The 23,979-nt window shown below is 46.7% G+C and carries 21 protein-coding genes; 16 read left to right on the forward strand and 5 right to left on the reverse strand.

Annotated features, from left to right (window positions below; translation table 11 throughout):
* Window positions 1–32: 32 nt before the first annotated feature.
* From LRP50_RS00515 to LRP50_RS00535, 5 genes are all read right to left on the reverse strand, one after another.
* A complete protein-coding gene (locus LRP50_RS00515; protein ID WP_274162564.1) occupies window positions 33–935 on the reverse strand; it encodes a LysR family transcriptional regulator in 903 nt (300 codons plus the stop codon).
* A gap of 63 nt (window positions 936–998) precedes the next feature.
* Window positions 999–3,626: a nitric oxide reductase activation protein NorD gene (locus tag LRP50_RS00520; RefSeq protein ID WP_274162565.1), complete on the reverse strand. Its 2,628-nt coding sequence runs from the start codon at window positions 3,624–3,626 to the stop codon at window positions 999–1,001.
* Window positions 3,627–3,709: 83 nt separating this feature from the next.
* A complete protein-coding gene (locus LRP50_RS00525; protein ID WP_274162566.1) occupies window positions 3,710–4,531 on the reverse strand; it encodes a CbbQ/NirQ/NorQ/GpvN family protein in 822 nt (273 codons plus the stop codon).
* Between the two features lie 91 nt (window positions 4,532–4,622).
* Window positions 4,623–4,982 carry a ribulose bisphosphate carboxylase small subunit gene (locus LRP50_RS00530; RefSeq protein WP_028025567.1) on the reverse strand — a complete coding sequence of 120 codons (360 nt, stop codon included), beginning with the start codon at window positions 4,980–4,982 and terminating at the stop codon, window positions 4,623–4,625.
* Window positions 4,983–5,031: 49 nt separating this feature from the next.
* Entirely contained in the window at window positions 5,032–6,450 is a 1,419-nt protein-coding gene (locus tag LRP50_RS00535; protein WP_274162567.1) for a form I ribulose bisphosphate carboxylase large subunit, read from the reverse strand.
* 571 nt (window positions 6,451–7,021) lie between these two features.
* Between LRP50_RS00535 and tkt the strand changes: the two genes are divergently transcribed.
* From tkt to hypD, 16 genes are all read left to right on the forward strand, one after another.
* Window positions 7,022–9,127 carry a transketolase gene (gene tkt, locus LRP50_RS00540; protein ID WP_274162568.1) on the forward strand — a complete coding sequence of 702 codons (2,106 nt, stop codon included), beginning with the start codon at window positions 7,022–7,024 and terminating at the stop codon, window positions 9,125–9,127.
* 53 nt (window positions 9,128–9,180) lie between these two features.
* A complete protein-coding gene (gene fba / locus LRP50_RS00545; RefSeq protein WP_274162569.1) occupies window positions 9,181–10,245 on the forward strand; it encodes a class II fructose-bisphosphate aldolase in 1,065 nt (354 codons plus the stop codon).
* Between the two features lie 44 nt (window positions 10,246–10,289).
* On the forward strand, window positions 10,290–11,216 hold the full coding sequence (locus tag LRP50_RS00550) for a phosphoribulokinase (RefSeq protein ID WP_274162570.1): 927 nt from the start codon (window positions 10,290–10,292) through the stop codon (window positions 11,214–11,216).
* A gap of 19 nt (window positions 11,217–11,235) precedes the next feature.
* Entirely contained in the window at window positions 11,236–12,297 is a 1,062-nt protein-coding gene (locus LRP50_RS00555) for a class 1 fructose-bisphosphatase (RefSeq protein ID WP_274162571.1), read from the forward strand.
* Between the two features lie 237 nt (window positions 12,298–12,534).
* Window positions 12,535–13,461 (forward strand): inositol monophosphatase family protein, encoded by a 927-nt coding sequence (locus LRP50_RS00560; RefSeq protein ID WP_274162572.1) that lies wholly within the window; start codon window positions 12,535–12,537, stop codon window positions 13,459–13,461.
* Window positions 13,462–13,616: 155 nt separating this feature from the next.
* Complete coding sequence (locus tag LRP50_RS00565) at window positions 13,617–15,449, forward strand: NAD(P)H-dependent oxidoreductase subunit E (protein ID WP_274162573.1); 1,833 nt, start codon at window positions 13,617–13,619, stop codon at window positions 15,447–15,449.
* A complete protein-coding gene (locus LRP50_RS00570; RefSeq protein ID WP_274162574.1) occupies window positions 15,446–16,150 on the forward strand; it encodes a 2Fe-2S iron-sulfur cluster-binding protein in 705 nt (234 codons plus the stop codon). The genes LRP50_RS00565 and LRP50_RS00570 overlap by 4 nt, the downstream gene beginning before the upstream one ends.
* Window positions 16,147–16,782, forward strand: a complete 636-nt coding sequence (locus tag LRP50_RS00575) for an NADH-quinone oxidoreductase subunit B family protein (RefSeq protein ID WP_274162575.1) — start codon at window positions 16,147–16,149, stop codon at window positions 16,780–16,782. Before LRP50_RS00570 ends, LRP50_RS00575 begins: the two co-directional genes overlap by 4 nt.
* 21 nt (window positions 16,783–16,803) lie before the next feature.
* The gene (locus LRP50_RS00580) at window positions 16,804–18,270 is read left to right on the forward strand and encodes a Ni/Fe hydrogenase subunit alpha (protein WP_274162576.1); all 1,467 of its coding nucleotides are present in this window, start codon (window positions 16,804–16,806) and stop codon (window positions 18,268–18,270) included.
* The gene (locus LRP50_RS00585; protein ID WP_274162577.1) at window positions 18,254–18,808 is read left to right on the forward strand and encodes a hydrogenase maturation protease; all 555 of its coding nucleotides are present in this window, start codon (window positions 18,254–18,256) and stop codon (window positions 18,806–18,808) included. Before LRP50_RS00580 ends, LRP50_RS00585 begins: the two co-directional genes overlap by 17 nt.
* Window positions 18,801–19,304, forward strand: coding sequence for a Crp/Fnr family transcriptional regulator (locus LRP50_RS00590; protein WP_274162578.1), 504 nt, complete (start codon window positions 18,801–18,803; stop codon window positions 19,302–19,304). The genes LRP50_RS00585 and LRP50_RS00590 overlap by 8 nt, the downstream gene beginning before the upstream one ends.
* Window positions 19,305–19,764: 460 nt before the next feature.
* Window positions 19,765–20,106, forward strand: a complete 342-nt coding sequence (gene hypA, locus LRP50_RS00595) for a hydrogenase maturation nickel metallochaperone HypA (protein ID WP_274162579.1) — start codon at window positions 19,765–19,767, stop codon at window positions 20,104–20,106.
* A 35-nt stretch (window positions 20,107–20,141) separates the two neighbouring features.
* The gene (gene hypB, locus LRP50_RS00600; protein ID WP_274162580.1) at window positions 20,142–20,981 is read left to right on the forward strand and encodes a hydrogenase nickel incorporation protein HypB; all 840 of its coding nucleotides are present in this window, start codon (window positions 20,142–20,144) and stop codon (window positions 20,979–20,981) included.
* Window positions 20,974–22,455, forward strand: a complete 1,482-nt coding sequence (locus tag LRP50_RS00605; protein ID WP_274162581.1) for a sigma-54-dependent transcriptional regulator — start codon at window positions 20,974–20,976, stop codon at window positions 22,453–22,455. The genes hypB and LRP50_RS00605 overlap by 8 nt, the downstream gene beginning before the upstream one ends.
* 33 nt (window positions 22,456–22,488) lie before the next feature.
* Entirely contained in the window at window positions 22,489–22,797 is a 309-nt protein-coding gene (locus LRP50_RS00610; protein WP_274162582.1) for a HypC/HybG/HupF family hydrogenase formation chaperone, read from the forward strand.
* Window positions 22,784–23,977 (forward strand): hydrogenase formation protein HypD, encoded by a 1,194-nt coding sequence (gene hypD, locus LRP50_RS00615; protein WP_274162583.1) that lies wholly within the window; start codon window positions 22,784–22,786, stop codon window positions 23,975–23,977. The genes LRP50_RS00610 and hypD overlap by 14 nt, the downstream gene beginning before the upstream one ends.
* Window positions 23,978–23,979 lie beyond the last annotated feature (2 nt).

Raw genomic sequence — 23,979 nt, forward strand, 5'->3', positions numbered from 1 at the left:
TGATTGTTCAATAGTGTTCTATCGGCACGGTTCTAATTACGTGGTTTGTTAGATGTGGCACTAAGCAAGAACTCGCTAAACGCGAGTGCAATAGGCGAGAGTTTTTTTTCCTTTCGATGAACCAAATACCAATGCCGAATGATAGGCATGTTCTCAACATCAAGGACTTGAAGCCGTTTAGTCTCCAACTCCAACTCAATGGTATGACTAGATACAATGCCCAAGCTTAGTCCGGCTGAAACAGCTTGCTTGATGGATTCACTCGCACTCATTTCCGCAGACACGATGAGCGATAACCCGTGATTGTGAAAGAATCGCTCAATCGAAAACCGAGTACCTGATCCTTGCTCTCGAACTACCATTGGTTCTTTGGCAATCCTAGACAATGGGATATTGGTTTCAGCGCACAGCGGATGGTTAGCTGGGGCAACGACCACTAATGGATTTTCCATAAAAACGGTGGCGTTTAAATCGAGCTCTGCAGGAGGCTTGCCCATAATGGCCAAATCACATCCATTGATTTTTATGTCTTTTAGTAGGTGTTCTCGATTGGTTACTTTAAGACTGAGTTTTACATCAGGATGCTCTTGAGAGAACGATGCGAGTAGACGCGCAGCAAAGTAGTTAGCGGTACTTGCCACGGTAATGTTTAATTTCCCACGAGTTAGCTCTTTCATGCTGTCGAAAACATCTTCGGCATCGCGAAGCTGTTCTGAAATACGCTCGCAGTAACCGAGTAGCTCTTGACCCGCTTCGGTAAGAAACAACGATTTCCCCAACTGTTCGAACAATGCCAGCCCAATATTGTCTTCAAGTTGCTTGATTTGCATTGAGACGGCAGGTTGTGTCAGGTGAAGCTCTTCAGCTGCACGCGTGTAACTTGATTGAGTGGCTACGGCCTGAAAGATGTTTAGTTGTCTTAGGGTCAGATGCATACGACTACCTTGTATCAAACCACGAGATTAATGACCAAGATCCTGATTACTAGAACATCACCATCAACCTGCTCGTTTAGTCAATGAAGCAAACAAGCTAGGAAGAACGTCTGGCAGTTGAGTAACCTTATCGACAACCGTGTAATGACCTTGCCCAAATATCTGACCGACATAATTATCTGCGTCAGGATCGATCGTCAGGCAGTATGGGATCACACCTTGGCTGCATAGTTCGTCGACAGCACGCCTTGTATCGGCTTGAAGATATAGCGGGTCGCGAACATCAACATCTGCGGGTTCTCCGTCTCCTACTAATAACAGTAGTTTCTTTCGTTGTGGCTGTTTAGCCAAAAATGTTTTGGCATGACGCAATGCTGTACCCATCCGTGTAGATAGGCCGCCTTGTATACCCGCTAAACGTGACTTGGCTTTGTCGTCATATGCTTCGTCAAAATCTTTGAATCGTTGATATTGCACATCCTCTCTACCGTTGGATGAAAAGCCATGTATTGCGAAGGTATCTCCAATCCCATCAAGCGCTGATGCCAACATGACTGTGGCTTCCTTAGCGACATCAAGAATGGTACGGCTTTCGTCATCGTTGGGTATTGTATCAAGCGTTGATTGAGATAAATCCAACAGGACCAATACTGCGACATCTCTTTCTTGCCGCTTCAGACGTTGGTCAATGTTCATTTCTGGCAATGCGCCGCGACGTAGTTCTTTCATCGCGTCTATCGCAGCATCTAAGTCTAGGCCGTCACCGTCGTATTGCTTTCTCAGACGGGTAAGTCCTTTGGGCTGAAGTGTTTCAACCAGTGTTTTTATTTTTCGAACCAGCATTTGACGCTTGGCTAGAATACTGTCGATATCTTCAGAAAGACCAAGAGAGGGGCGCCGCTCTGTTAACGTTACCCAATCTGGCCGATGAGCTTGCAGTCCATAGTCCCACTCGGGGTACAAAATAGGAGGTGATATATTTTCGTTTCCCGCTAGAGCATTGGCATCTCGTTCGTTCATGCTGACATTTTCAGGGTCGCCGTCTCTGAAAAACTCAGAGTGTAATGTCCAAATCTCCTGTGCATTTTCATCGGCTAACTCGCAGTCAATTTCGTTGACCATTTGCGTGACTGTGACACTACGTCGAACTTGTTGATGTTGCTGCACTTCCCAGCGCACAAGTTCTGCTTCGCTGTCACACCACATCGCTATATTATCATCACGATAAGGCGCTAAAGGCTCCATATGGCTTGATGGTATTGAGGCCGAAATATCAAATTCTTGTATCACTTCATGGGCAAGCCAGCATCCCAAGCGCTCTATTTCTTGTGAGCTATCATGCTTATCATCATGACTTAACGTATTCCAAAATTTTGTATGTGACGCTGTAACTAATTGATGGCGGGTGTTGTCGGCCTCTATTGACGCGTCTTTATCAAGCAATGCATTTGCAATGTCTTTTAGGACCACCAAATAGCTTTCAGCCGAGGTGTTGTTGTTCTGATGATGTCGATGACATGGGTGATGAAAGCATTTCCATAAAATCTTTAATCCCGGAAACACCTCAATAGCCATTGCTTCAACGCGAGCGTCTTCAAATAAACCAATACAGATCCGCTCTAATGGTGAGAAAGCGTCACGTAAGCGAGGTCGACTGTATTTGACATGCGCTGCACAATGGGCAGACATAGCGCGGTAAAGCTGTTTGTTTAATGTTGCCTGTGTTGAGTGAGATTGCGCAGTTTCTGCGGCATTACGTGTGTTCAACGTTGCTATCGCGTCTACTGCGTCTGGCAATAAAATGACGCCATCCTCTATTGTCGCTAATTGAGTCGTCATGATAGGAGAGGTTGCTATTTTGGAATGGGTGTCTTTCATGGGGCTAACATCAGTCGTATCGCCGTTCGCGAATAACGACTTGTGCATAGATATAGGCCGCATAAAGAAATCGCTCCCCCATACTGCACGGAGAAAAAAGTGTACTTGTCGCTGAACATTGCTGAAAAGAGTGCCTTTTCGCTGTTTTTGAAACACGGTCAGGCTTTCAGTCGATGCCAGAGAAAAGTATGCATCAAGCGCTTCATATTGATGAGCATGCGCGTTGGCACCAAAGAGAACCCAGTATCTAAAGCCGCTAAACGGTAAAGCTTGTAAATACAAAGACGCGTTATCTAAAACAGATTTGAGATTGCGAGGTGCTTTCAATACCAGTAATTCAATGAGCTGCAGGTAAGCGAGGAATTCTTTCGATGAGTTCAGCTGAGTGGCGACTTTGGGCAGTGAATAGAGAAACTGCGCTTGCCGCGCCGAGCTTACCCATCGTCCAAGTTCCATTGTCGTTGAATAAATCTTTCGAGTGACGCTGTCACTTTTTGTCTGGGGTGTTTTTTCAGCGATACAAACATCACTTTCGAAGGGAATATCTTTGAGACCTGAAGCGAAAGATAAATAAGGAATAGTCAGGACCCATGCAAAGGTTATTGGATCAAAACGTTTATTAGACATAAACGATCGAATGGCCTGATAAAACGATGCGAGTTCATCTGACTGGAGCAAGTGTTGAGCATCGGATAGTGCCACCTCAATGTCTTCGAAATGAATGTCATCACTTTCGGAGTTGGAATTAGCACCATTGTGTCTCTCGACGACCAGTTTGATGTCTTGAATAGAAAGAGGCGTTCCATCATCCATTTTATGTGCTCCTATGCTATTTCTGCCCGCGTGTGTTTTGCCCGGCATGGCTTCATCAATCCGAGTATTCGCATACTGATTAGTTAGAAACAGCCCATGACCGTGGCTTCTAATGTGTCTCGAATATCTGGGTCATCGCTGAGTGGGCGTACCAACGCCATATGACAGGCTGATATGGCAGGGATGCCTTGACTGATCAACTGCGCGGTATAGACAAGAAGTCGCGTCGAAATACCTTCAGTAAGGCCATGCCCAACAAGGTTTCTTGCGTGAGTGGCGATTTGAATAAGACGTTGAGCAGTATCTCTATCCACACCGGTTTCATGGCAGACAATGAGGATTTCAGTTTCCTCGTCAGGATAAGTGAACTCCAACGCTGCAAAGCGTTGTTTGGTTGATGTTTTTAAATCCTTCATGATCGTTTGGTAACCTGGGTTATAAGAAATCACCAATTGAAAATCAGGATGTGCAGCAAGTAATTCGCCTTTTTTTTCTAACGAAAGAGAGCGACGGTAGTCAGTCAAAGAGTGAATTGCCACTGTGGTATCTTGTCTGGCTTCAACCACCTCATCGAGGTAGCAAATTGCACCCATACGCGCAGCGAGTGTCAATGGCCCGTCTTGCCAATATGTACCATTCGCATCCAACAAATAGCGACCAATCAAATCGGATGCCGTCATGTCCTCGTGACAAGAAATGGTGATCAATGGCCTTGATAGCCGCCATGCCATATGTTCAATAAATCGCGTTTTACCGCAACCAGTCGGGCCTTTTAACATCATCGGAATGCGTGATTGATAGGCCGCTTCATAAAGCGTAATTTCTTCGCCGGATGCTTGATAGTAGGGTTCTTTGTCAACCAAATATTGTTGATTGGCAGGCATCGCTTCAATTGTCTGAGTCATTGCTGGCTTCCTGTCATTCGCAAAAAAGGGCTAGGGCGACAGCTGGATAGGTAGCTGTGCCCCGCCAATAGACAGCGTATTATGGATACTGTCACTCAAATCCGGGCGCGCGATAGATAACCATCGATGCCCCTTGGCTTTGTTGATAATTGTCATAACCAACTAACCTGACATGGTGATTGGCGTTTAGGTTGTGACAAAGCTGAGCTTCATTGAGAATCGTATCGACGTTAGTTTCTCCGAACATGGGAAGTTTCCACATGTACCAGAATGAACCACTGGCTTCCTCAGGTTCAGAGTGCTCAATCGCTGGGTTCCAACCTTTGCTGACAATGTATTCCACTTGGCGTCGAATTTGCTCTGCGGTCATACGGGGTAGGTAGGAAAACGTCTCGAACTTCCGGCTATGTTTGTCGGTTAACCTTGACGGGTAGTCCATCACTTCACTCATAGTGTCGCTCCTTTTGTTGTTACGTTTCGGGTGAGTCGTTATCCATCAACTAGGCATGAACTACATCGAGTTTATCGACCGTATCGAATTCGAATTTGACCTCTTTCCATGTTTCCATGGCTGCTTTCAGTTCTGGGCTATGTTTCGCGGCGGCAGTAAGAATGTCTTTGCCTTCGCGCTCCAATTCTTTACCTTCGTTTCTTGCTTGTGTACATGCTTCCAACGCCACTCGGTTTGCAGCCGCGCCAGCTGCGTTACCCCAAGGGTGACCTAATGTGCCCCCGCCAAATTGGAAAATGGCGTCGTCACCAAAAATCGAAACAAGGGCAGGCATATGCCATACATGGATTCCGCCCGATGCAACGGGTAACACGCCAGGCATTGAGCCAAAGTCTTGGTCAAAGAAAATCCCGCGAGAGCGATCTTCTTTGATAAAACGATCACGCATGATGTCAATCCAACCCAGCGTTGCTTCACGATCCCCCTCTAGCTTTCCAACAACCGTGCCTGAATGGAGATGGTCGCCGCCTGAAAGGCGAAGGCATTTGGATAACACGCGGAAATGAATACCATGACGAGGGTTTCTATCTAACACCGCATGCATTGCACGGTGAATGTGAAGCAACATGCCGTTTTCACGGCACCAGTTAGCGAGCCCCGTATTAGCGGTAAAACCCGCGGTTAGAAAATCATGCATGATGATTGGCATATCCAACTCTTTGGCGAACTCGGCACGACGATACATTTCTTCAGGCGTTGCAGCCGTCACATTTAGGTAATGACCTTTACGCTCACCAGTTTCACGCTCTGCACGATGAATGGCCTCGGCCACATACTCAAAACGATCACGCCAGCGCATAAACGGTTGAGAGTTAACATTTTCATCATCTTTGGTGAAATCCAACCCACCACGCAAACCTTCGTAACAAGCGCGCCCGTAGTTTTTCGCAGAAAGGCCTAATTTCGGCTTGATGGTGCAACCAAGTAGGGCACGACCGTATTTGTTCATTTTGTCACGCTCGACCTGAATACCATTTGGTGGGCCACCACAGGTTTTTACGTATGCAATAGGGAAACGAACGTCCTCTAAACGCAGCCCGCGAATCGCTTTAAATCCGAATACGTTACCCACCAATGAAGTCAGTACGTTAACCACTGACCCTTCTTCAAATAGATCAATAGGGTAAGCAACAAAGGCATAGAAGGCGGTATCGTCTCCAGGCACATCTTCAATGGCGTAAGCACGTCCCTTGTAATAGTCGAGATCAGTAAGTAGATCCGTCCAAACCGTCGTCCACGTACCTGTCGAAGACTCTGCCGCAACAGCTGCAGCAGCTTCCTCCCTCGGTACTCCCGGTTGAGGTTCTATTTTAAAACATGCAAGAAGATCGGTGTCTGTGGGAATGTACTCAGGCATCCAATATGTTTCACGATAATCCTTTACGCCGGCTTGATAACTTTTTGCCATAATCAAATTCCTTATGTATTTCTGTTTAGAAGAATGAGCCTTTGAATCATGTGTGCTTCAATGCGTTAGGCTTATATTCAGTGTTGCTATTTTCACGAGGAAGTGAAATAGAAAGTTCTTATGGGAAATATAATAAATAATTTGGATGCAATAATGTTCCCGATTGGTGTTAATTTTTCCTGAGTGTTTTTTTGCTCGCCATTCACACTTTGAATTCGCTAAAGCATCACCTATCCATCTGATTTTAATAATTTAAATTGATATTCCAATGTGTTGGGTGATGCTAATTTACTGGCGGTTTAATATCTATAAAACTCCGATATAACTATTTCTTATCATCCTGGAAACTATTCCTGATTGGTTTGTTTTGAACTGACTGTTTAATTTCAATATTGATTTCCATGATTTTACTGTGGCTTTCTCTCTGTGTGTTTTGATCTAAATCGGTCAGTGAATATTTTTAATAATAAAAAATCTCGACTTAATAAATCATACGCGTGGAAATTATTTATGTCTGGGCAATCAGGTTCAAATGGGCGGCAGGAAACCTCTATAGTGAAAAGGAGTTTATATGAACAAAGCTAAATATCTCAGTGAAGTCCACAGTGGCCTTGGCACCGATCATAGCGCTATTGACGGTTTAACGAGGCACCCAGAAATATCCAATAATATCCATCTAGAGTGCGCTACCGCACTTCGTATGCTCTGCGTCGATATGGTGGAAGCGGCCAATTCTGGTCATCCGGGTGCGCCAATGGGAATGGCAGATATTGCGACCGTACTTTGGAGAGATTTTTTAAAACACAACCCACGAAATCCTCTGTGGAGTAACCGTGATCGTTTTGTCCTTTCCAATGGACACGCGTCGTCAATGCTTTACGCGCTGCTGCACCTCACTGGCTACGACCTTCCTCTAGACGAATTGCGTCGGTTTCGTCAATTGGGCAGTAAAACCCCAGGTCACCCTGAAGTAGGTGTTACTCCAGGAGTAGAAACCACAACAGGTCCACTAGGGCAAGGCTTGACCAATGCTGTTGGCATGGCGTTAGCAGAAAAAACACTGGCGGCCCAGTTTAATCGCCCTGATTTCGACATCGTCAATCACTATACATACACCTTCTTGGGCGATGGCTGCCTGATGGAAGGTATCTCCCACGAAGCCTGCTCTTTGGCGGGCACTCTTAAATTGTCAAAGCTGATCGCTTTTTACGACGACAATGGCATTTCGATAGATGGAGACGTTGATGGTTGGTTTACCGATGACACGCCACAACGCTTTCTTTCCTATGGTTGGCATGTCATCGAAAATGTGGACGGGCATGATCCATTAGCAATTCAAGAAGCGATTCTTGATGCGCAATCGACAACAGATAAGCCAACATTAATCTGCTGCAAAACCGTGATAGGTCAGGGCTCCCCAAAAAAAGCTGGTTCTCACGACGTACATGGCGCCCCATTGGGCAGTGAAGAAGTGACTCGCACGAGAAAAGCGCTGCATTGGATTTATGAACCGTTTGAGGTTCCCACAAAAATTGGCACGTATTGGAATGGTTCTGAACAAGGCGAAATGCGTGAAACGCTATGGAACTCTCAATTTTTCGCATATGCCAAACAATACCCAGAGTTAGCCGCTGAATACACTCGCCGTGTGGAAAATCAATTGCCTTCAAACTGGTCAGCAACTGCGGAAAGGCATGTGAGAACCGCCGCTTTACAGGCGCAGAGTATCGCCAGTAGACAAGCTTCTCAGGCAGCATTGAACGCTTTTGGCCCTCAACTCCCTGAATTGATTGGCGGATCAGCTGATTTAAGTCCATCTAATAATACATTCTGGAAAGGCGCTGCGGATAACACCCCTAATAACCCAGAGGGCAACTACATACGTTTTGGCGTGCGTGAATTTGGTATGAGTAGTATTGCAAATGGTATTGCACTTCATGGCGGTTTCATCCCGTATTGCGCGACTTTCTTGGTGTTTTCCGACTACGCAAGAAACGCACTCAGAGTTGCTGCTTTGTCTCATGTGCATGCCATTTTTGTTTATACCCATGACTCCATTGGCTTAGGGGAAGATGGCCCAACTCATCAACCTGTTGAGCACCTTACTAGCTTCCGAGCCATGCCAAATATAAGCGTTTGGCGCCCTTGCGATTCTGTTGAAACCGCGGTGGCTTGGAAAAAGGCCATTGAAGACCAAAGTGGCCCTCATATTTTGGTTTTCTCGCGTCAAACATTGGCGTATCAACTGCGTCGCGCAGACCAACTCTCCTTGATTGAACGTGGTGGCTATGTGCTTCGAGAACACGATGGTCACAGGGAAGATCAGCCTGATTTGATATTGATAGCGACGGGTTCTGAAGTAGAACTCGCTATTGAAGCCGCTACCAAGCTCAACCGCAAAGGAATTCGAGCACGCGTCGTATCGATGCCTTCAACCACTGAGTTCGACAAACAGTCCAAACAATATCGCGACAGCGTGCTTCCACCTCAGGTCACGCACCGAGTTTCAGTTGAAGCTGGCTCTACTTTGGGTTGGCACAAATATGTCGGTTCAAACGGGTTCGCAATGGGAATCGACACCTTTGGTGAATCTGCACCAGCCTCAGAGCTTTATGCCCATTTCGGCTTAACGGTAGAGAACATTATTGAACAAGCCGAGCAACTGACGGCGATATGACTAAGCGCCATGAAAGGCGACATTTATAGATTTTTAATTGCAAGGAGAGAGTTATGGCACTTATCAGCTTGAGACAGTTACTCGATCACGCCGCAGAACATGGATATGGCGTGCCGGCATTTAACGTGAACAACATGGAACAAGTACAAGCCATTATGGGGGCGGCGGCGGCATGTGATAGCCCTGTTATTCTCCAAGCATCAGCAGGCGCAAGAAGCTATGCAGGTGCGGGTTTTCTGCGTCATCTTATGTTGGCGTCCGTTGAACAATGGCCCGAGATACCCGTGGTTGTCCATCAAGACCACGGAGCCTCACCGGCGGTGTGCTTGCAGTCAATTCAGCAAGGATTCACTTCCGTCATGATGGATGGTTCGCTGCACGAAGACATGAAAACGCCAGCAAGTTATGAGTACAACTGTGACGTCACTGCACGTGTGGTTGAGATGTCGCACGCATGTGGCGTATCTGTAGAAGGTGAACTGGGTTGTCTTGGTTCTTTGGAAACTGGTACCGCAGGTGAAGAAGATGGTTCAGGAGCGGAAGGGGTTTTGAGCCATGATCAACTTCTTACCGATCCGAAAGAAGCGGCACTGTTTGTTAGCCAAACCAAGGTTGATGCGTTAGCCATCGCGATTGGTACCAGCCACGGCGCTTACAAATTCACCCGTCCTCCAACTGGTGACATTCTCGATATCGAGCGTATAGCGCAAATACACCAGCAAATTCCCAACACGCATTTGGTCATGCACGGCTCCTCATCTGTGCCACAAGAATGGCTGAAAGTCATCAATGAATTCGGCGGAGATATGGGGGAAACCTATGGCGTTCCTGTCGAAGAGATTGTCGAAGGTATCCGCCATGGTGTGCGAAAAGTCAACATTGATACGGACTTACGCATGGCGAGCACTGGTGCTGTTAGACAGTTTTTAGCACAAAACCCAAGCAATTTTGATCCACGAAAGTTCCTGATTGCAGCGACAAAAGCAATGGAAGCCTTGTGTTTAACGCGTTATGAGGCATTTGGCTGTGCGGGCATGGCGTCAAAAATCACCCCCGTGAATTTAGAAATCATGTCGACGCGTTACTCGACGGGTGAGTTAGATCCTTCCGTTCGATGAGTTTCATTTGAGTGAATAAGGTATCCACCTGTAGGAGAAACACTATGTCTATTAAACACCCCATTGTTGCGGTTACAGGCTCTTCTGGTGCGGGCACATCGACAGTCAAAAATGCGATGGAGCAAATCTTCCGTCGAAATCAATTCAATGCTGCCGTGGTCGAAGGAGACAGCTACCACAAATTTGATCGTGCTGAAATGCGAGACCGTCTCAGAAAAGCCGATGAGAAAGGGAAAAATCTGAGCCATTTTGGTCCAGAAGGCAATGACTTCAATGAACTAGAGAAGACCTTTAGATCCTATGGTGAAACGGGTTCTGCATTACGTCGTTACTATGTTCACAACGAAGAAGAGGCCGTATTACACAAAGCCAAGCCAGGCACCTTTACGGAATGGTCACCTATTCCAGAAGGGTCAGATCTTCTGTTCTATGAAGGTTTGCACGGCGGAGTGGTGACACAAAGCAGCAATGTTGCTCAATTTGTTGATCTACTGATTGGCGTGGTGCCGATTGTAAACCTTGAATGGATACAGAAAATCCATCGAGATACCCATGTTCGTGGCTATAGCCGAGAAGCGGTTACCGATACGATCTTACGTCGTATGCATGACTACGTGCATTACATTACGCCTCAGTTTTCACTCACCGATGTCAATTTTCAACGTGTGCCTATGGTGGATACGTCAAACCCATTCATTTCCAGAGACATACCAACGCTTGATGAGAGCATGGTGGTTATTCGCTTCCGTGATCCAAAGAAAAGCGGCGTCGATTTTCAGTATCTACTGAACATGATTGATGGGTCATTTATGTCTCGTAGAAACAACATTGTTGTGCCGGGTGGGAAAATGGGGCTTGCCATGGAGTTGATTATGCAGCCCATGATCGAAGAACTGGTGCTACACGGTTCCAATCGTGTGAGCGTTGCGACGACTCACGATCGCTTCTCGAAGCGCGTACCTGCTTTATAGGGAATAGGGAACATTCACGATGAGAACAAAAACGACCTTTACTCGATTTATTATTGAAGATCTTCGAAAGCTGCCGGAAGCGACAGGAGAATTTACACTGTTGCTCAACGCGATTGTCACAGCGTGTAAAGAAATTGCTGATGACGTTAACCGAGGTCAGTTAATCAATGTCCTAGGCTCAGCGAAAACTGAGAATATTCAGGGGGAGACGCAGAAGAAACTCGATGTGATTTCCAATGACGTTATTCTTCGCTCTCTGGAGTGGTCTGGGCACCTTGGCGGTATGGCTTCAGAGGAAATGGAGGAGGCTTACCCCATACCCAGCCGTTATCCAAAGGGAAAATACTTACTTGTCTTTGACCCGCTGGATGGTTCTTCAAACACTGAAGTGAACGTTTCTATCGGCACGATATTTTCCATACTACGTTGTCCCGAAGGGATTGAGGAGCCGACAGAAGAAGATTTTCTTCAACCGGGCTCTCGCCAAGTATGTGCGGGTTACGTGCTTTATGGCCCAGCAACAAATTTGGTTCTCACGACAGGGCAAGGCGTAAATGGCTTCACCTTAGATAGAGATATCGGCGAGTTTATTCTGACTCACAGAAAACTCTCGATTCCTGATCAAACCAGTGAGTTCGCGATCAATATGGCCAATCAACGCCATTGGGAGCCCGCGATAAAACGCTATATCGATGAAGTTGTTGCTGGTGAAGATGGTCCAAGAGGGCGAAATTTCAATACACGTTGGGTCGCGTCTATGGTTGCAGAAGTACATCGGATACTGATGCGAGGTGGCATATTCCTCTATCCCATGGATAGCCGTGAAAATGTTCAAGAAGGGCGGTTGCGTCTTTTGTACGAAGCCAATCCAATGGGCTTTATTATTGAACAAGCAGGGGGTATTGCATCGACAGGTCGGCAACGTTTGATGGAAGTGAAACCCAACCGACTTCATCAGCGTGTCCCGGTGATCATTGGGGCGAAAGAAGAAGTAGAACGTGTCGAGCTTTACCATTCATTGATGGATCAAGAACGATCTGACAGCACTCCTCCTCATAGGCAGGAGGCGAAACAGGCGTAGCATTTTCGTGCTGCTAAATGGCCCACTTCATGTGGGCCATTTCGTTATTGGAAACTAGGAGTCTGGAAACTAGGAATTTGGAAACTAGGTATCCGATTTTCTCGCTTTCTGGTAACTCGCTAACACCTTCAACGGCAGTGCCCACGACAAGTTGAATCTAACTAATTGAAAAATAGCCAATTAACACAGTGATAACAATTGGCATTGTGCTTGCTAAACATAAAGGAGGATAAGGTCATGAAGGGAGACACCTCACAGATGATCGCCAAGTTGCATTTATACACATTGCTGAAAATGACGGATAACACAGTGTTAGCTGTGCTTTATGGAATGATCAGTCAAGCATCGAAACAGTCCATTCTTCCGCGATTCGATGGCTCTGCGTTTAACGATATTAACTATAAAGCCAACATGGATATCGTCACCGATGCTGATACCGAAATGCAATCAAGCATCATTGATGGCTTACATCGTCACTGGCCTCATATCTCAGTGCTTGGCGAAGAACAATCACATCTTATGCAACATGCGGTAATGAGTAATGACAAGCAAGCTTTTTGGGTGCTAGATCCAATTGATGGCACGAGCAATTTCGCTTTTGGTATTCCTTATTTTTGCATCTCATTGTCGCTGATCTATCAAGGGGTCGTCAGGCTTGGCTTAGTGTATGACCCTATGCGAGATGAATGCTTCTTTGCTTCCCACGGTGCAGGAGCTTGGTTTAATGGGAACCGGTTACATTCCAGAGAATTGAAAGCCAAAGCAGATCTTAAGCATGCGATGGCGTTGGTAGATTTCAAACGGCTTCCAATGGCGCTATCTGCAGGGCTCGCATCAAGGCCGCCTTATCGCTCTCAGCGTAGCTTTGGTGCGAGCGCACTCGACTGGTGCTGGATTGCCGCGAATCGATGCCAGCTCTACTTGCATGGCGATCAAAAGCTGTGGGATTACTCTGCTGGTCAATTGATTCTTCGCGAAGCCGGTGGGATGTCCTGCGCATTTGATGGTAGTTCCGTATTCAACAATAGCTTGCAGTCTAGAACCGTTATCGGCGCATCTCATCCCTTCCTTTTTGAGCAATGGCGCGAATGGTTATCTCCGTATCTACATAGCTTTGATTCGCCAATGAAACGAGGAGATGTACGCCTTATAGATCCTGGCTAATCACCGTCACCAAACTATATCACCTCAATTAAAACATTATTTTAGGCCCATATTTCATCGAATAGGGGCAGGCATCGTCTTGCCTATCATCCGCCCGCTTATTCGCTATTACATAAACATATGCGACAGACGGAAGCAGGACAAAGGAGTAAGCAATGAGCAATAAAGTAGAAGCGATAATAACGCGCTATCAGCGTCGCCGAGAAAGGCTGATTGATATGCTAATAGCCGTTCAAGAGAGTGAAGGTTACATTTCAGATTCGTCAGTGAATGTGCTGGCATCTGGATTGAACCTTTCACCGTTGGATGTGAGGGAAACCTTGTCCTTCTACCATTTCTTACGTGACACACCATCGGGTAAGCATTCGATCTATCTCGCTGATACCGTGATTGCACGTATGAATGGGTATCAAGAGGTGAAAGAGGCGCTGGAAGACGCCGTTGGCTGTGCATTTGGAAGTGTGAGTGCTGACGGAGAGATTGGGTTGTTTGATACGCAGTGTATCGGGCTTTCTGACCAAGAGCCTGCCATGTTGGTTGATGGCATTCCATTTACCCGTTTAACACCAGATAAAGTGCGCACTTTACTCGCCGCTTTGAAGGCCGGCGTATCTCCCGCGGCACTGGCTAATCCAAAGGGCTATGCGAACGATACTTTTGATTACATTGAATCGTTAGTGGAATCCAATATACGCCAGCCGGGGCCAATTTTTTTTGGGCAGAAGGTAAATATTGAACGTGTAATTAGTGACGCTGTCACTCAATTGCCCGTCGAAGTGATAGATGCCATGAGCACTTCGAGATTACGTGGTCGCGGTGGTGCGGGTTTTTCTGCCGGGCTCAAATGGCGTCTGTGTCATGACGCGCCGGGAGAGACCAAATACGTCATTTGTAATGCTGACGAAGGTGAACCGGGTACGTTTAAAGATCGCGTTATTCTCACTCATTGCCCAGAGCAGGTTTTCGCAGGCATGGTGATTGCTGGACATGCTATAGGAGCAAAAGAAGGGATAATCTACCTCCGCTACGAATACCGCCATATGGTGCCTTATCTTGAAAAAACCCTGCAGTCTATGAGAGAGGAAAAACTCTTAGGCCGAAGAATTGCTGGCAACGCTAAGTTTGATTTCGACATTCGAATCCAACTAGGAGCAGGGGCATATATTTGCGGTGATGAATCCGCATTGATTGAGTCTTGCGAAGGCAAGCGTGGTACTCCTCGTGTGAAACCACCATTCCCTGTTCATAAAGGCTTTATGGGTTGCCCAACAGCCGTCAACAACGTCGAAACACTCGCCAACGTTTCTCGAATTTTCGAAAAAGGCGCGAAGTGGTATGAGTCCATGGGCACAAAGGAATCAGCGGGCACACGATTGATCAGCGTGTCTGGCGATGTCGACAAGCCCGGTGTCTATGAAATTGAGTGGGGAATATCACTGAGTGATGTGCTTGATTTGATTAGCGCGAAAAACCCCCGAGTCGCACAAATCAGCGGACCATCGGGCGAATGTGTATCGGTCGCGAAAGATGGAAATCGTATATTTTCTTACAAAGACCTTTCTTGTAACGGCTCACTGATGGTGTTCAGTTACGAGCGGAACTTACTGGATATCATCCAGCAATTCATGCATTTTTTTGTTGAAGAATCGTGCGGGATCTGTGTGCCGTGCCGAGCGGGTAACGTGGAACTCTACAACAAGATTTCATTGATCATCGAAGGTCGAGCAGTAGAGCAAGATCTGGATGAAATCCTAGCGTGGTCGAAGATTGTTCGTGGCGCCAGTCGCTGTGGCCTCGGGACCACCTCACCCAAACCAATCATTACTTCTCTTCTGGCATTTCCTGAAGAATACAATCAAAGAATCACGACGCAACACGGTCCATTGTTAGCATCATTCGATCTTAATGCCGCGTTGTCTGAGTTCACCGTCGCCACTCAAACCCTCAATAGCACGAGCAGTGACCAATCTGTGGAGGTATCGAAATGACTATCACGTTAACGATCGACGGAAAAGAAGTCACGGCTGAAGAGAGTCAATCCTTAATTGATGTCGCGTTAGATAACGGCATTTATATTCCTTCATTGTGTTATGAGCGAGGCAAACCCTGCTTGGGAACTTGTCGTGTTTGTACCTGCAAAGTGAATGGCACTAACGCTGCTTCATGCACGGTGCCAGTGTCCGATGGGATGGTTGTTGAGGTGAACGAACCTGAAACCAAAGACATTCGAAAAGCGCTGGTGGAAATGCTGTTTGTAGAAGGTAAACACAACTGCCCAAGCTGTGAAAAAAGTGGGCGGTGCGATTTACAGGCTGTTGGGTATGAAACAGGCATGATGGTGTCCCGTTTTCCATATCGTTTCCCAGTCACCCAGGCCGATTTTCGCTCCGAAAAAATATGGCTTGAGCGCGATCGCTGCATTTTTTGTCAGCGCTGTGTCGAGTTTGTAAAAGATCGTGAAACCGGACGGAAGATATTCAACATTGATGGGCGAGGAACCAATGCTCGGATCGAAATTGACGTTGCACTTGCGGACAAAATGTCTGACGAGCAAGTCACAGAAGCAATGGAATTGTGCCCTGTGGGTTGCATCTTGAAGAAAGGGGTTGGCTTCGATGCGCCAATAGGTCGACGTAAATTTGAGGTTGAGTCAGTGCGAGAGCGTGCAACAGAGAGGGATGGCAAATGAGCACACAATCAAAAACTAGCTGCGAAACGATATTTTCCCATGAATTGCCATGTACACCTTTGGACCCTGAAACCATTGCGCAGCGCGAAGGGAAAATCAAAGTCGCCATGATTGGTTTATGTGGTTGCTGGGGATGCACCTTGTCATTTCTCGATATGGATAGCCGCATTCTAGGGTTATTGGACAAAGTCACCATTACGAGATCATCAGTCACGGATGTGAAGCGTATTACTGAGCGCTGCACGATCGGCTTTGTGGAAGGAGGTGTCGCAAACGATGAAAACATCGAAACACTTGAGCACTTTCGAGAGAACTGCGACATCTTAATTTCAGTTGGCGCTTGTGCTGTGTGGGGCGGTGTTCCTGCAATGAGGAATCAAGTCTCTCTCACCGAATGCTTAGACGAAGCCTATATATCTTCACCTACACGTATTGCTGGCTCAGCTGATGTGATTCCACATGTTGATGTACCCAAAATTACGAACAAAGTGTATCCCGCTCATGAAGTCGTAAAGATGGATTATTTCATCCCTGGGTGTCCACCTGATGGGGATGCCATTTTCAAAGTTTTGGATGATTTGGCAAACGGACGAGACGTAGATTTGCCAACTTCCATCAACCGATACGATTGATACGAATAAAGGAGAGACACCATGAGTAAGACACTCGTTATCGATCCGGTCACTCGGATTGAAGGACACGGAAAAGTCACCTTGCAGCTAGACGATAACAACCAAGTTACCGATGCACGCTTACAAGTTATCGAGTTTCGCGGTTTCGAACGTTTTATCCAAGGTCATCCCTATTGGGAAGCACCTATGCTACTGCAACGTATATGTGGCATTTGTTTTGTTAGCCACCATTTGTGTGGCGCAAAAGTGTTGGACGATATGATAGGCGTCGGCCTGAAAGATGGCATTACCATGTTACCAACCCCAGAGAAGGTGCGCCGCCTTGGTCATTATGCTCAGCAGTTGCAATCACATGTGACTGCGTATTTCTATTTGATTGCGCCAGAAATGGTGTTTGGCATTGAAGCGGCACCAGAAAAAAGGAACATTTTAGGCCTTGCGGAAGCGAACCCTGAACTCGTCAAGCGCGTGATTGAACTGCGGAAATGGGGGCAAGAGCTAATTGTCGCCGTGCTGGGTAAACGAATGCATGGGATCAGCTCGATTCCTGGCGGAGTGAACAACAACCTAAGCATTGAGCAGCGCGATCGGTTTCTTAACGGTGACGACGACCTACTTTCTATTGATCAAGTTATCGACTATGCACAAGATGCCCTGAATCTTTTCTACGAATATCACGAAGAACACCGCGATGAAATTGACAACTTTGGTATCACGAAGTCGCTAGACATGTGCTTGGTTGATGACAATGGCGATGTGGATTACTACCACGGGAAAATGCGCGTCGTTGATGAAAATAAGCAAGTGGTGCTGGAAATCGACTATCACGACTACCTCGATTATTTTGCGGAAGCCACTGAGTCTTGGAGCTACATGAAGTTCCCTTACCTTAAATCGCTAGGTCGTGAAGCGGGTGCAGTCCGTGTTGGCCCGCTTGCACGCTTAAACGTAACTCGTCGATATAACACGCCAATGGCACAAGAAGCACTTGAACGTTTCCACGATTACACCAATGGCAAATCAAACAACATGACCCTGCACACCAACTGGGCAAGAGCCATAGAGATTCTTCACTCTGCTGAACTGATCAAAGATTTGCTCAATGACCCTGACTTGCAGGGTGAAAGCCTGACGATCACGCCCGAGAAAGGTGCATGGACCGGAGAAGGTGTGGGTGTGGTTGAGGCGCCAAGGGGAACGTTACTTCATCATTATCGTGCTGATGAAGCAGGAAACATGACCTTTGCAAACCTTGTTGTCTCAACGACCCAAAACAACACAGCGATTAACCGAACGGTTAAGGCGGTTGCTGAGGAATGGATCTCAGGCAATACGGAAATCACAGAAGGCATGATGAATGCGTTGGAAGTAGGCATTCGTGCGTATGACCCTTGCTTAAGTTGTGCCACTCATGCCATGGGAGAAATGCCACTTCACATCACATTGCTTGACGCAGAGGGAAGGCTACTCGATGAAAAATATCGATAACACACTCCAACTCAGAGACTTTGACCTGATCTACGGCATTGGTAATGTCGGACGCCAAGATGATGGGCTAGGTTGGGCGTTTATCGATGCTTTGGAGGAGATGCCAAGTGTCACTGCTACCTTAGTACGCAACTATCAACTCTTCTTCGAAGATGTAGATTTGATCCGTCGTCATCAGCGTGTTCTGTTTGTTGACGCCACCAAAAAGGCTGAAACCCAACAATTTTCGATGGAAAGAGTCTCGCCAAAATTTGATGACAGTTTCACGTCACATGCGATCTCCGTGCAAACGATAGTCGCAATGTGCCACAAATGTTATGAGGCCTTCCCAGATGTATGGCTGCTAACCGTGAAAGGTGAGGCTTGGGAACTGTCTTTAGGTTTGACGCCATCCGCAAGTTCAAACCTAGAGCACACCCTCACTTCTGTGGTCACCGAGGGGGTGAAAGAAATACCCTCAAAGCAGCAATTAGAGCCGGTTTCTCATGTACTACGGAGTGCCGAGAGACCCGTATTAACAAGGACTCAATATGAATAAACCCAATGTAGAAAATGTAGCGCGTTTGATTTTGGAAGCACCAATTGGGAAATATATTGGTGAATCTGGTGCAGGTGTATTGGCGCAACAAGCAGTACGAGAAATGACGTTAGAAGATGGTCAGTTTCTCTACCATGCTGGTGATGTTGCCAACAGTTTTTACATCGTGACGTCTGGTCGCTTAGCTTGCTGCCGTGAAATCAAAAACAGCGGAAAGATAAACCTCATTCATACCCTTCATCATGGAGATTTGATTGGAGAATTGAGCTTTATTGATGGTGAGCCGAGAACGATTTCGGTTCAAGCGCTCGGAACGGCTTCGGTCTTATGCTTTGATCGCGAAAATATCGACCCATTAGTTACCACGCACCCAGAGCTGGTGTTTGATTTCATGCGGGCGGTGGTTAAGCGCGTTCATCACACGGTGACAGCGATTGGTCAGCAACAGGCGGAGTTAGCGGAATACATTGCCACGGGAGGTAAAGGAAGGTTTTGATTAGGTAGTAACGAGAAGGTAAGGCCCACTAACTTTAACCTTTATTGTTATACGAGACCCCACGATGCATTTTCTGTGGGGTCTTTTTTTATTCGAGTGCTCGTTGTCATCCCTTTGTGAGTACTTGGCAATGGTGCTTATTGGTCATTGTGCGTCTAGGTATGAAAATCTAGGTATGAAAACGCTTCACTAAGAACACCTCTCGGTAATAACGATCTGGGCATGTTTTTCACATCACTCACTGAAAAACATAACTGGAAGTTTTGTTTCCACTTTTACGGATTCTTGGAAAGTAACCTTGCAAATAGTGAGGCCACTGTTAACACTTTGTATTGGGTCGTTTCTACCTTGTTAACCTGTGCGGCTTTGAATTTCAAGGGCGCAAGCCGTTTTACCGACGATGAGAAGAGGTTGGCACACTCCCTGCAGTAGTGTTTGTGATAAATGAGGGGATCGCAACATGCATGAACTGTCCATCTGCGAAAGCATAGTGCAAACGCTAGAAAAACAAGCCGAAACGCATGAGTTCTCGCGTGTATCTGTTCTTCGCTTGGAGATTGGTCAGTTTGCTGGTGTTGAAGTCGAATCGCTACGTTTTTGTTTTCCTGTTGTTGCGGAAGGTACCTTGGCACAGGACGCAGCGCTTGAGATTACCCATATTCCCGCCGTCGCTTGGTGTGATGATTGTAAATGGTCTGTTTCACTCAAAGAACGCTATTCATCATGCCCTGATTGCGGCGGAAAAGCGCTGACATTGTCGTCAGGAGAAGAAATGCGTATTGCTAATGTGGAGGTTGACTAATGTGTACGGTCTGCGGTTGTAGCGAAAGTAACAATATGCATCATGAACACGAACACCATGTTCAAGACACTCACGATCATGAGCACCATAGTCATCACCACCATCATCATTACGGAAAAGGGCCAGCGGGCGCACATGCCCCCGGACTTAGTCAATCACGCATGGTCAGCATAGAACAAAATATTCTTGCTCAGAATGATCACTATGCTGCGAAAAACCGCGCGCGTTTTGAGAGTGATGGCCAACTGGTGCTGAACTTGGTTTCTAGCCCTGGCTCTGGAAAAACCTCGTTGTTGGTGAACACATTGAATAAACTAAAAGAGTCAGTGCCGGTGGCTGTCATTGAAGGCGACCAACAAACCACTAACGACGCAGAACGTATTCGTGCCACTGGCGTGTCTGCCATACAAGTGAATACAGGAAAAGGGTGCCACCTTGACGCTCACATGGTCGGTCACGCGTTGGATGAGCTTGAATTACAGAAGCAGTCTCTATTGTTTATCGAAAACGTTGGAAACCTAGTATGTCCAGCGGCGTTTGATTTGGGAGAATATTGCAAGGTAGCGATTTTGTCGGTTACTGAAGGTGAAGACAAACCTTTGAAGTATCCAGATATGTTCGCTGCCGCTGACTTAGTGATCTTAAACAAAATCGACTTACTACCTTATGTCTCCTTTGATGTGTCTTTGTGTCGTCAACACATAGAGAGCGTAAATCCCCAAGCCAGCATTATCGAACTTTCAGCTACAAACAATCAGGGCATGCAAGATTGGTTAAACTGGTTAATTGAAAAGCACAACGTAGTGTTACAACGTCACTCACGTCAATCGACTCAGTCAATTGATGGGTGCGACGCAGGATCTGCTCGTGTCTGAATATAGCAATACTGCTAATCCGGTTCGGTTACCCATTGTACTGTTAGTGGATGATGAACCCATGTCGTTGCAAGTGTTACGACGTACTTTGGATGAAGAGTTCACCGTATTGACCGCAGATAATGTGGCCGATGCAGAGAAAGTCTTGTCGGAGATCCCTGTACAGGTTGTGGTGTCAGATCAACGAATGCCTGATATGAGTGGAACCGATTTTCTCACGCATGTAAGAACACAATGGCCAGACGTTATTCGTATTATTATTTCTGCTTATACCGATCCCGTTGATTTGATCAAAGGCATTAATGAAGCTGGCATTTATAGCTTTGTGCCCAAACCGTGGCAGCCAGAGCATCTTATTCTGACGCTGAAAAATGCAACGCGCCTATTTGCACTTCAAAAAGAAAACGAGCTACTCAATTTAGAACTGAAAGTGACTGCACCACAACTAGATAGTCAGCTTCAGCATAAACGTAGGGTACTTAAAGAGCGTCACCACTTTGACAACATAGCCTGTGCGCCAGATAGCCCAATGAAGGGGATATGCGCGCAAGTTGCCCGCGTCGCACCTTACGACATTTCCGTGCTCGTTACGGGCGAGTCTGGTACAGGGAAAGAGCTCATCACTCGAGCGCTTCATTACACCAGTCATCGCGCTGATAAACCCTTTGTGAAAGAAAATTGCGGCGCGATGCCTGTGCAGTTGTTGGAAAGTGAACTGTTTGGTCATACTCGCGGCGCGTTTACTGGCGCAAATACAGACAGAGTGGGGATTCTCGAAAAAGCGGATGGCGGTACGGTGTTTCTCGATGAAATTGGCGATACCTCTTTAGAGTTTCAGGTGAAATTGCTGCGATTTCTGCAAGAGGGAGAATTGCGACCACTGGGTAGTAACCGCAGAAGAAAGGTCAATGTACGTGTGATTTCTGCCACGAATAGAAATTTAGAAGCAGAAGTCAGAGCAGGACGTTTTCGTGAAGATCTCTACTATCGCCTTGCTACCGTGCCTATTCACCTTCCTCCGCTAAGAGAGCGAGAGATGGATATCCCCGTCATCGCTAACCGTATTTTGCAAAGCATCATGATCTCCTATGGCAAACCCGTTGAAGGGTTCACTGACGAGGCGATGGAGTGTATTTCCGCCTACCGCTGGCCTGGCAACGTGCGAGAACTTGAGAATGAAGTGAGAAGAATGCTGGTAATGGCTGACGATCCAGTATTAGGCGCTGATTTGCTCTCTCCGAAAGTGCTCAAAAACGTGAATAGCGATGAAGACGAAGATATGCCGGTTTCACTTGAAATTGGTAGCCTAAAAGATCGCGTTGAAGTGCTAGAGGCTCGAATTTTAAAAGAAACATTGATTCGAAATAAATGGAACAAAAGCAAAGCCGCTTTAGAGCTCGGGCTATCACGTGTTGGTTTGAGGGCCAAACTTGAACGCTACGGTCTTGAGCAGCACAAACTGGGAAATGAATAACCTCGTTTATCCAAATGGAATAGGAGAAAGCCAATGTGCTTGGGTATTCCCGGACAAATTACAGAAATTAAAGACAATGCTAACTGCATTGCTCTAGTGAACATTTCAGGTGTACATCGACCCGTCAATATTGCCTGCGTGCTTGAAGGACAAAGGCCTGAAGCATGTATTGGTGAGTGGGTGTTGGTTCATGTTGGGTTTGCAATGAGCAGAATAGATGCCGATGAAGCGACTAAAACTCTAGCACTATTGGCCGAAATCGGTGAGCTGCAAGAAGAACTGGATGCCATGGAGGCTTCTTCAGCCAGTCAAGAGGGAGAAAGACCGAATGAAATACGTTGATGAGTTTCGCGACCCGAGTGTCGTTGAAGGAATTTGTGATGCGATCAATCGTCAACTCGCTCGCATTGAAAAAGCGCGAGCCAAAAACAACGATTCCCCGATGCGACCGCTTCAATTGATGGAGTTTTGTGGCGGACATACACACACCTTATTTAAATACGGCATTGAATCACTGCTTTCGGAACGCATAGAAATGGTTCATGGTCCGGGCTGTCCCGTGTGTGTGTTGCCATCAGGGCGAGTGGATGACTGCATTGAAATTGCGGCTAACCCTAACGTCATTCTTACCACCTTCGGTGATGCCATGCGTGTGCCGGGCGTGAATGGGAATTTACTTGATGCAAAGGCACGAGGCAGCGATATTCGCATGGTCTACTCGCCACTTGATGCCTTAGCGCTGGCACGCCAACACCCAGAACGCGAAGTGGTTTTCTTTGCACTCGGTTTTGAAACCACCATGCCGAGTACCGCTCTTACGGTTTTGCAGGCAGCAAAAGAAGGGATCAGTAATTTCTCTATATTTTGCAATCACATTACGACCGCTCCGACGATAGATGCCATTCTCAACGAGCCAGATTTGGACCTTGATGGATTTCTAGCGCCAGGACACGTCAGCATGGTGATCGGTACGGATCCGTTTCAATTTATTGCCCAAGACTATGCCAAGCCAATTGTGATCACGGGTTTTGAACCACTCGATATTTTGCAATCTATCTTGATGCTCGTGACACAAATTGCCGAGAGTCGTTGCGACGTTGAAAACCAATATCGTCGTGTGGTTGAAGCGGGAGGAAACTCATCAGGTTTATTTGCCATGCAGGAAGTGTACGACGTATATCCTGTGACTGAGTTACGTGGTTTTGGCGAAATTGGTAATGCCGGTGTTTGTGTTCGTGATGAATACGCTGCGTGGAATGCCGAATGCAAATTTGACGTTCAGCGAAAACAAACGAAAGACCCTCATCAATGCCAATGTGGGGAGGTACTCAAAGGCCTTATTCGACCTTGGCAATGTGGCATGTACGGAAAGCAATGTTCGCCTGAAACCCCACTTGGCGCCTTGATGGTCTCATCTGAAGGGGCATGTGCCGCTTATTACAATCACGGTTTCCGAGTGCCGGATAAAGGCAAGGGTCGCATCGCCATTGTCGATACAACTCACAATAACCACGCCGTATGAGT

It is taken from the genome of Enterovibrio gelatinilyticus, from assembly GCF_028683095.1.
GTDB classification, from domain to species: domain Bacteria; phylum Pseudomonadota; class Gammaproteobacteria; order Enterobacterales; family Vibrionaceae; genus Enterovibrio; species Enterovibrio gelatinilyticus.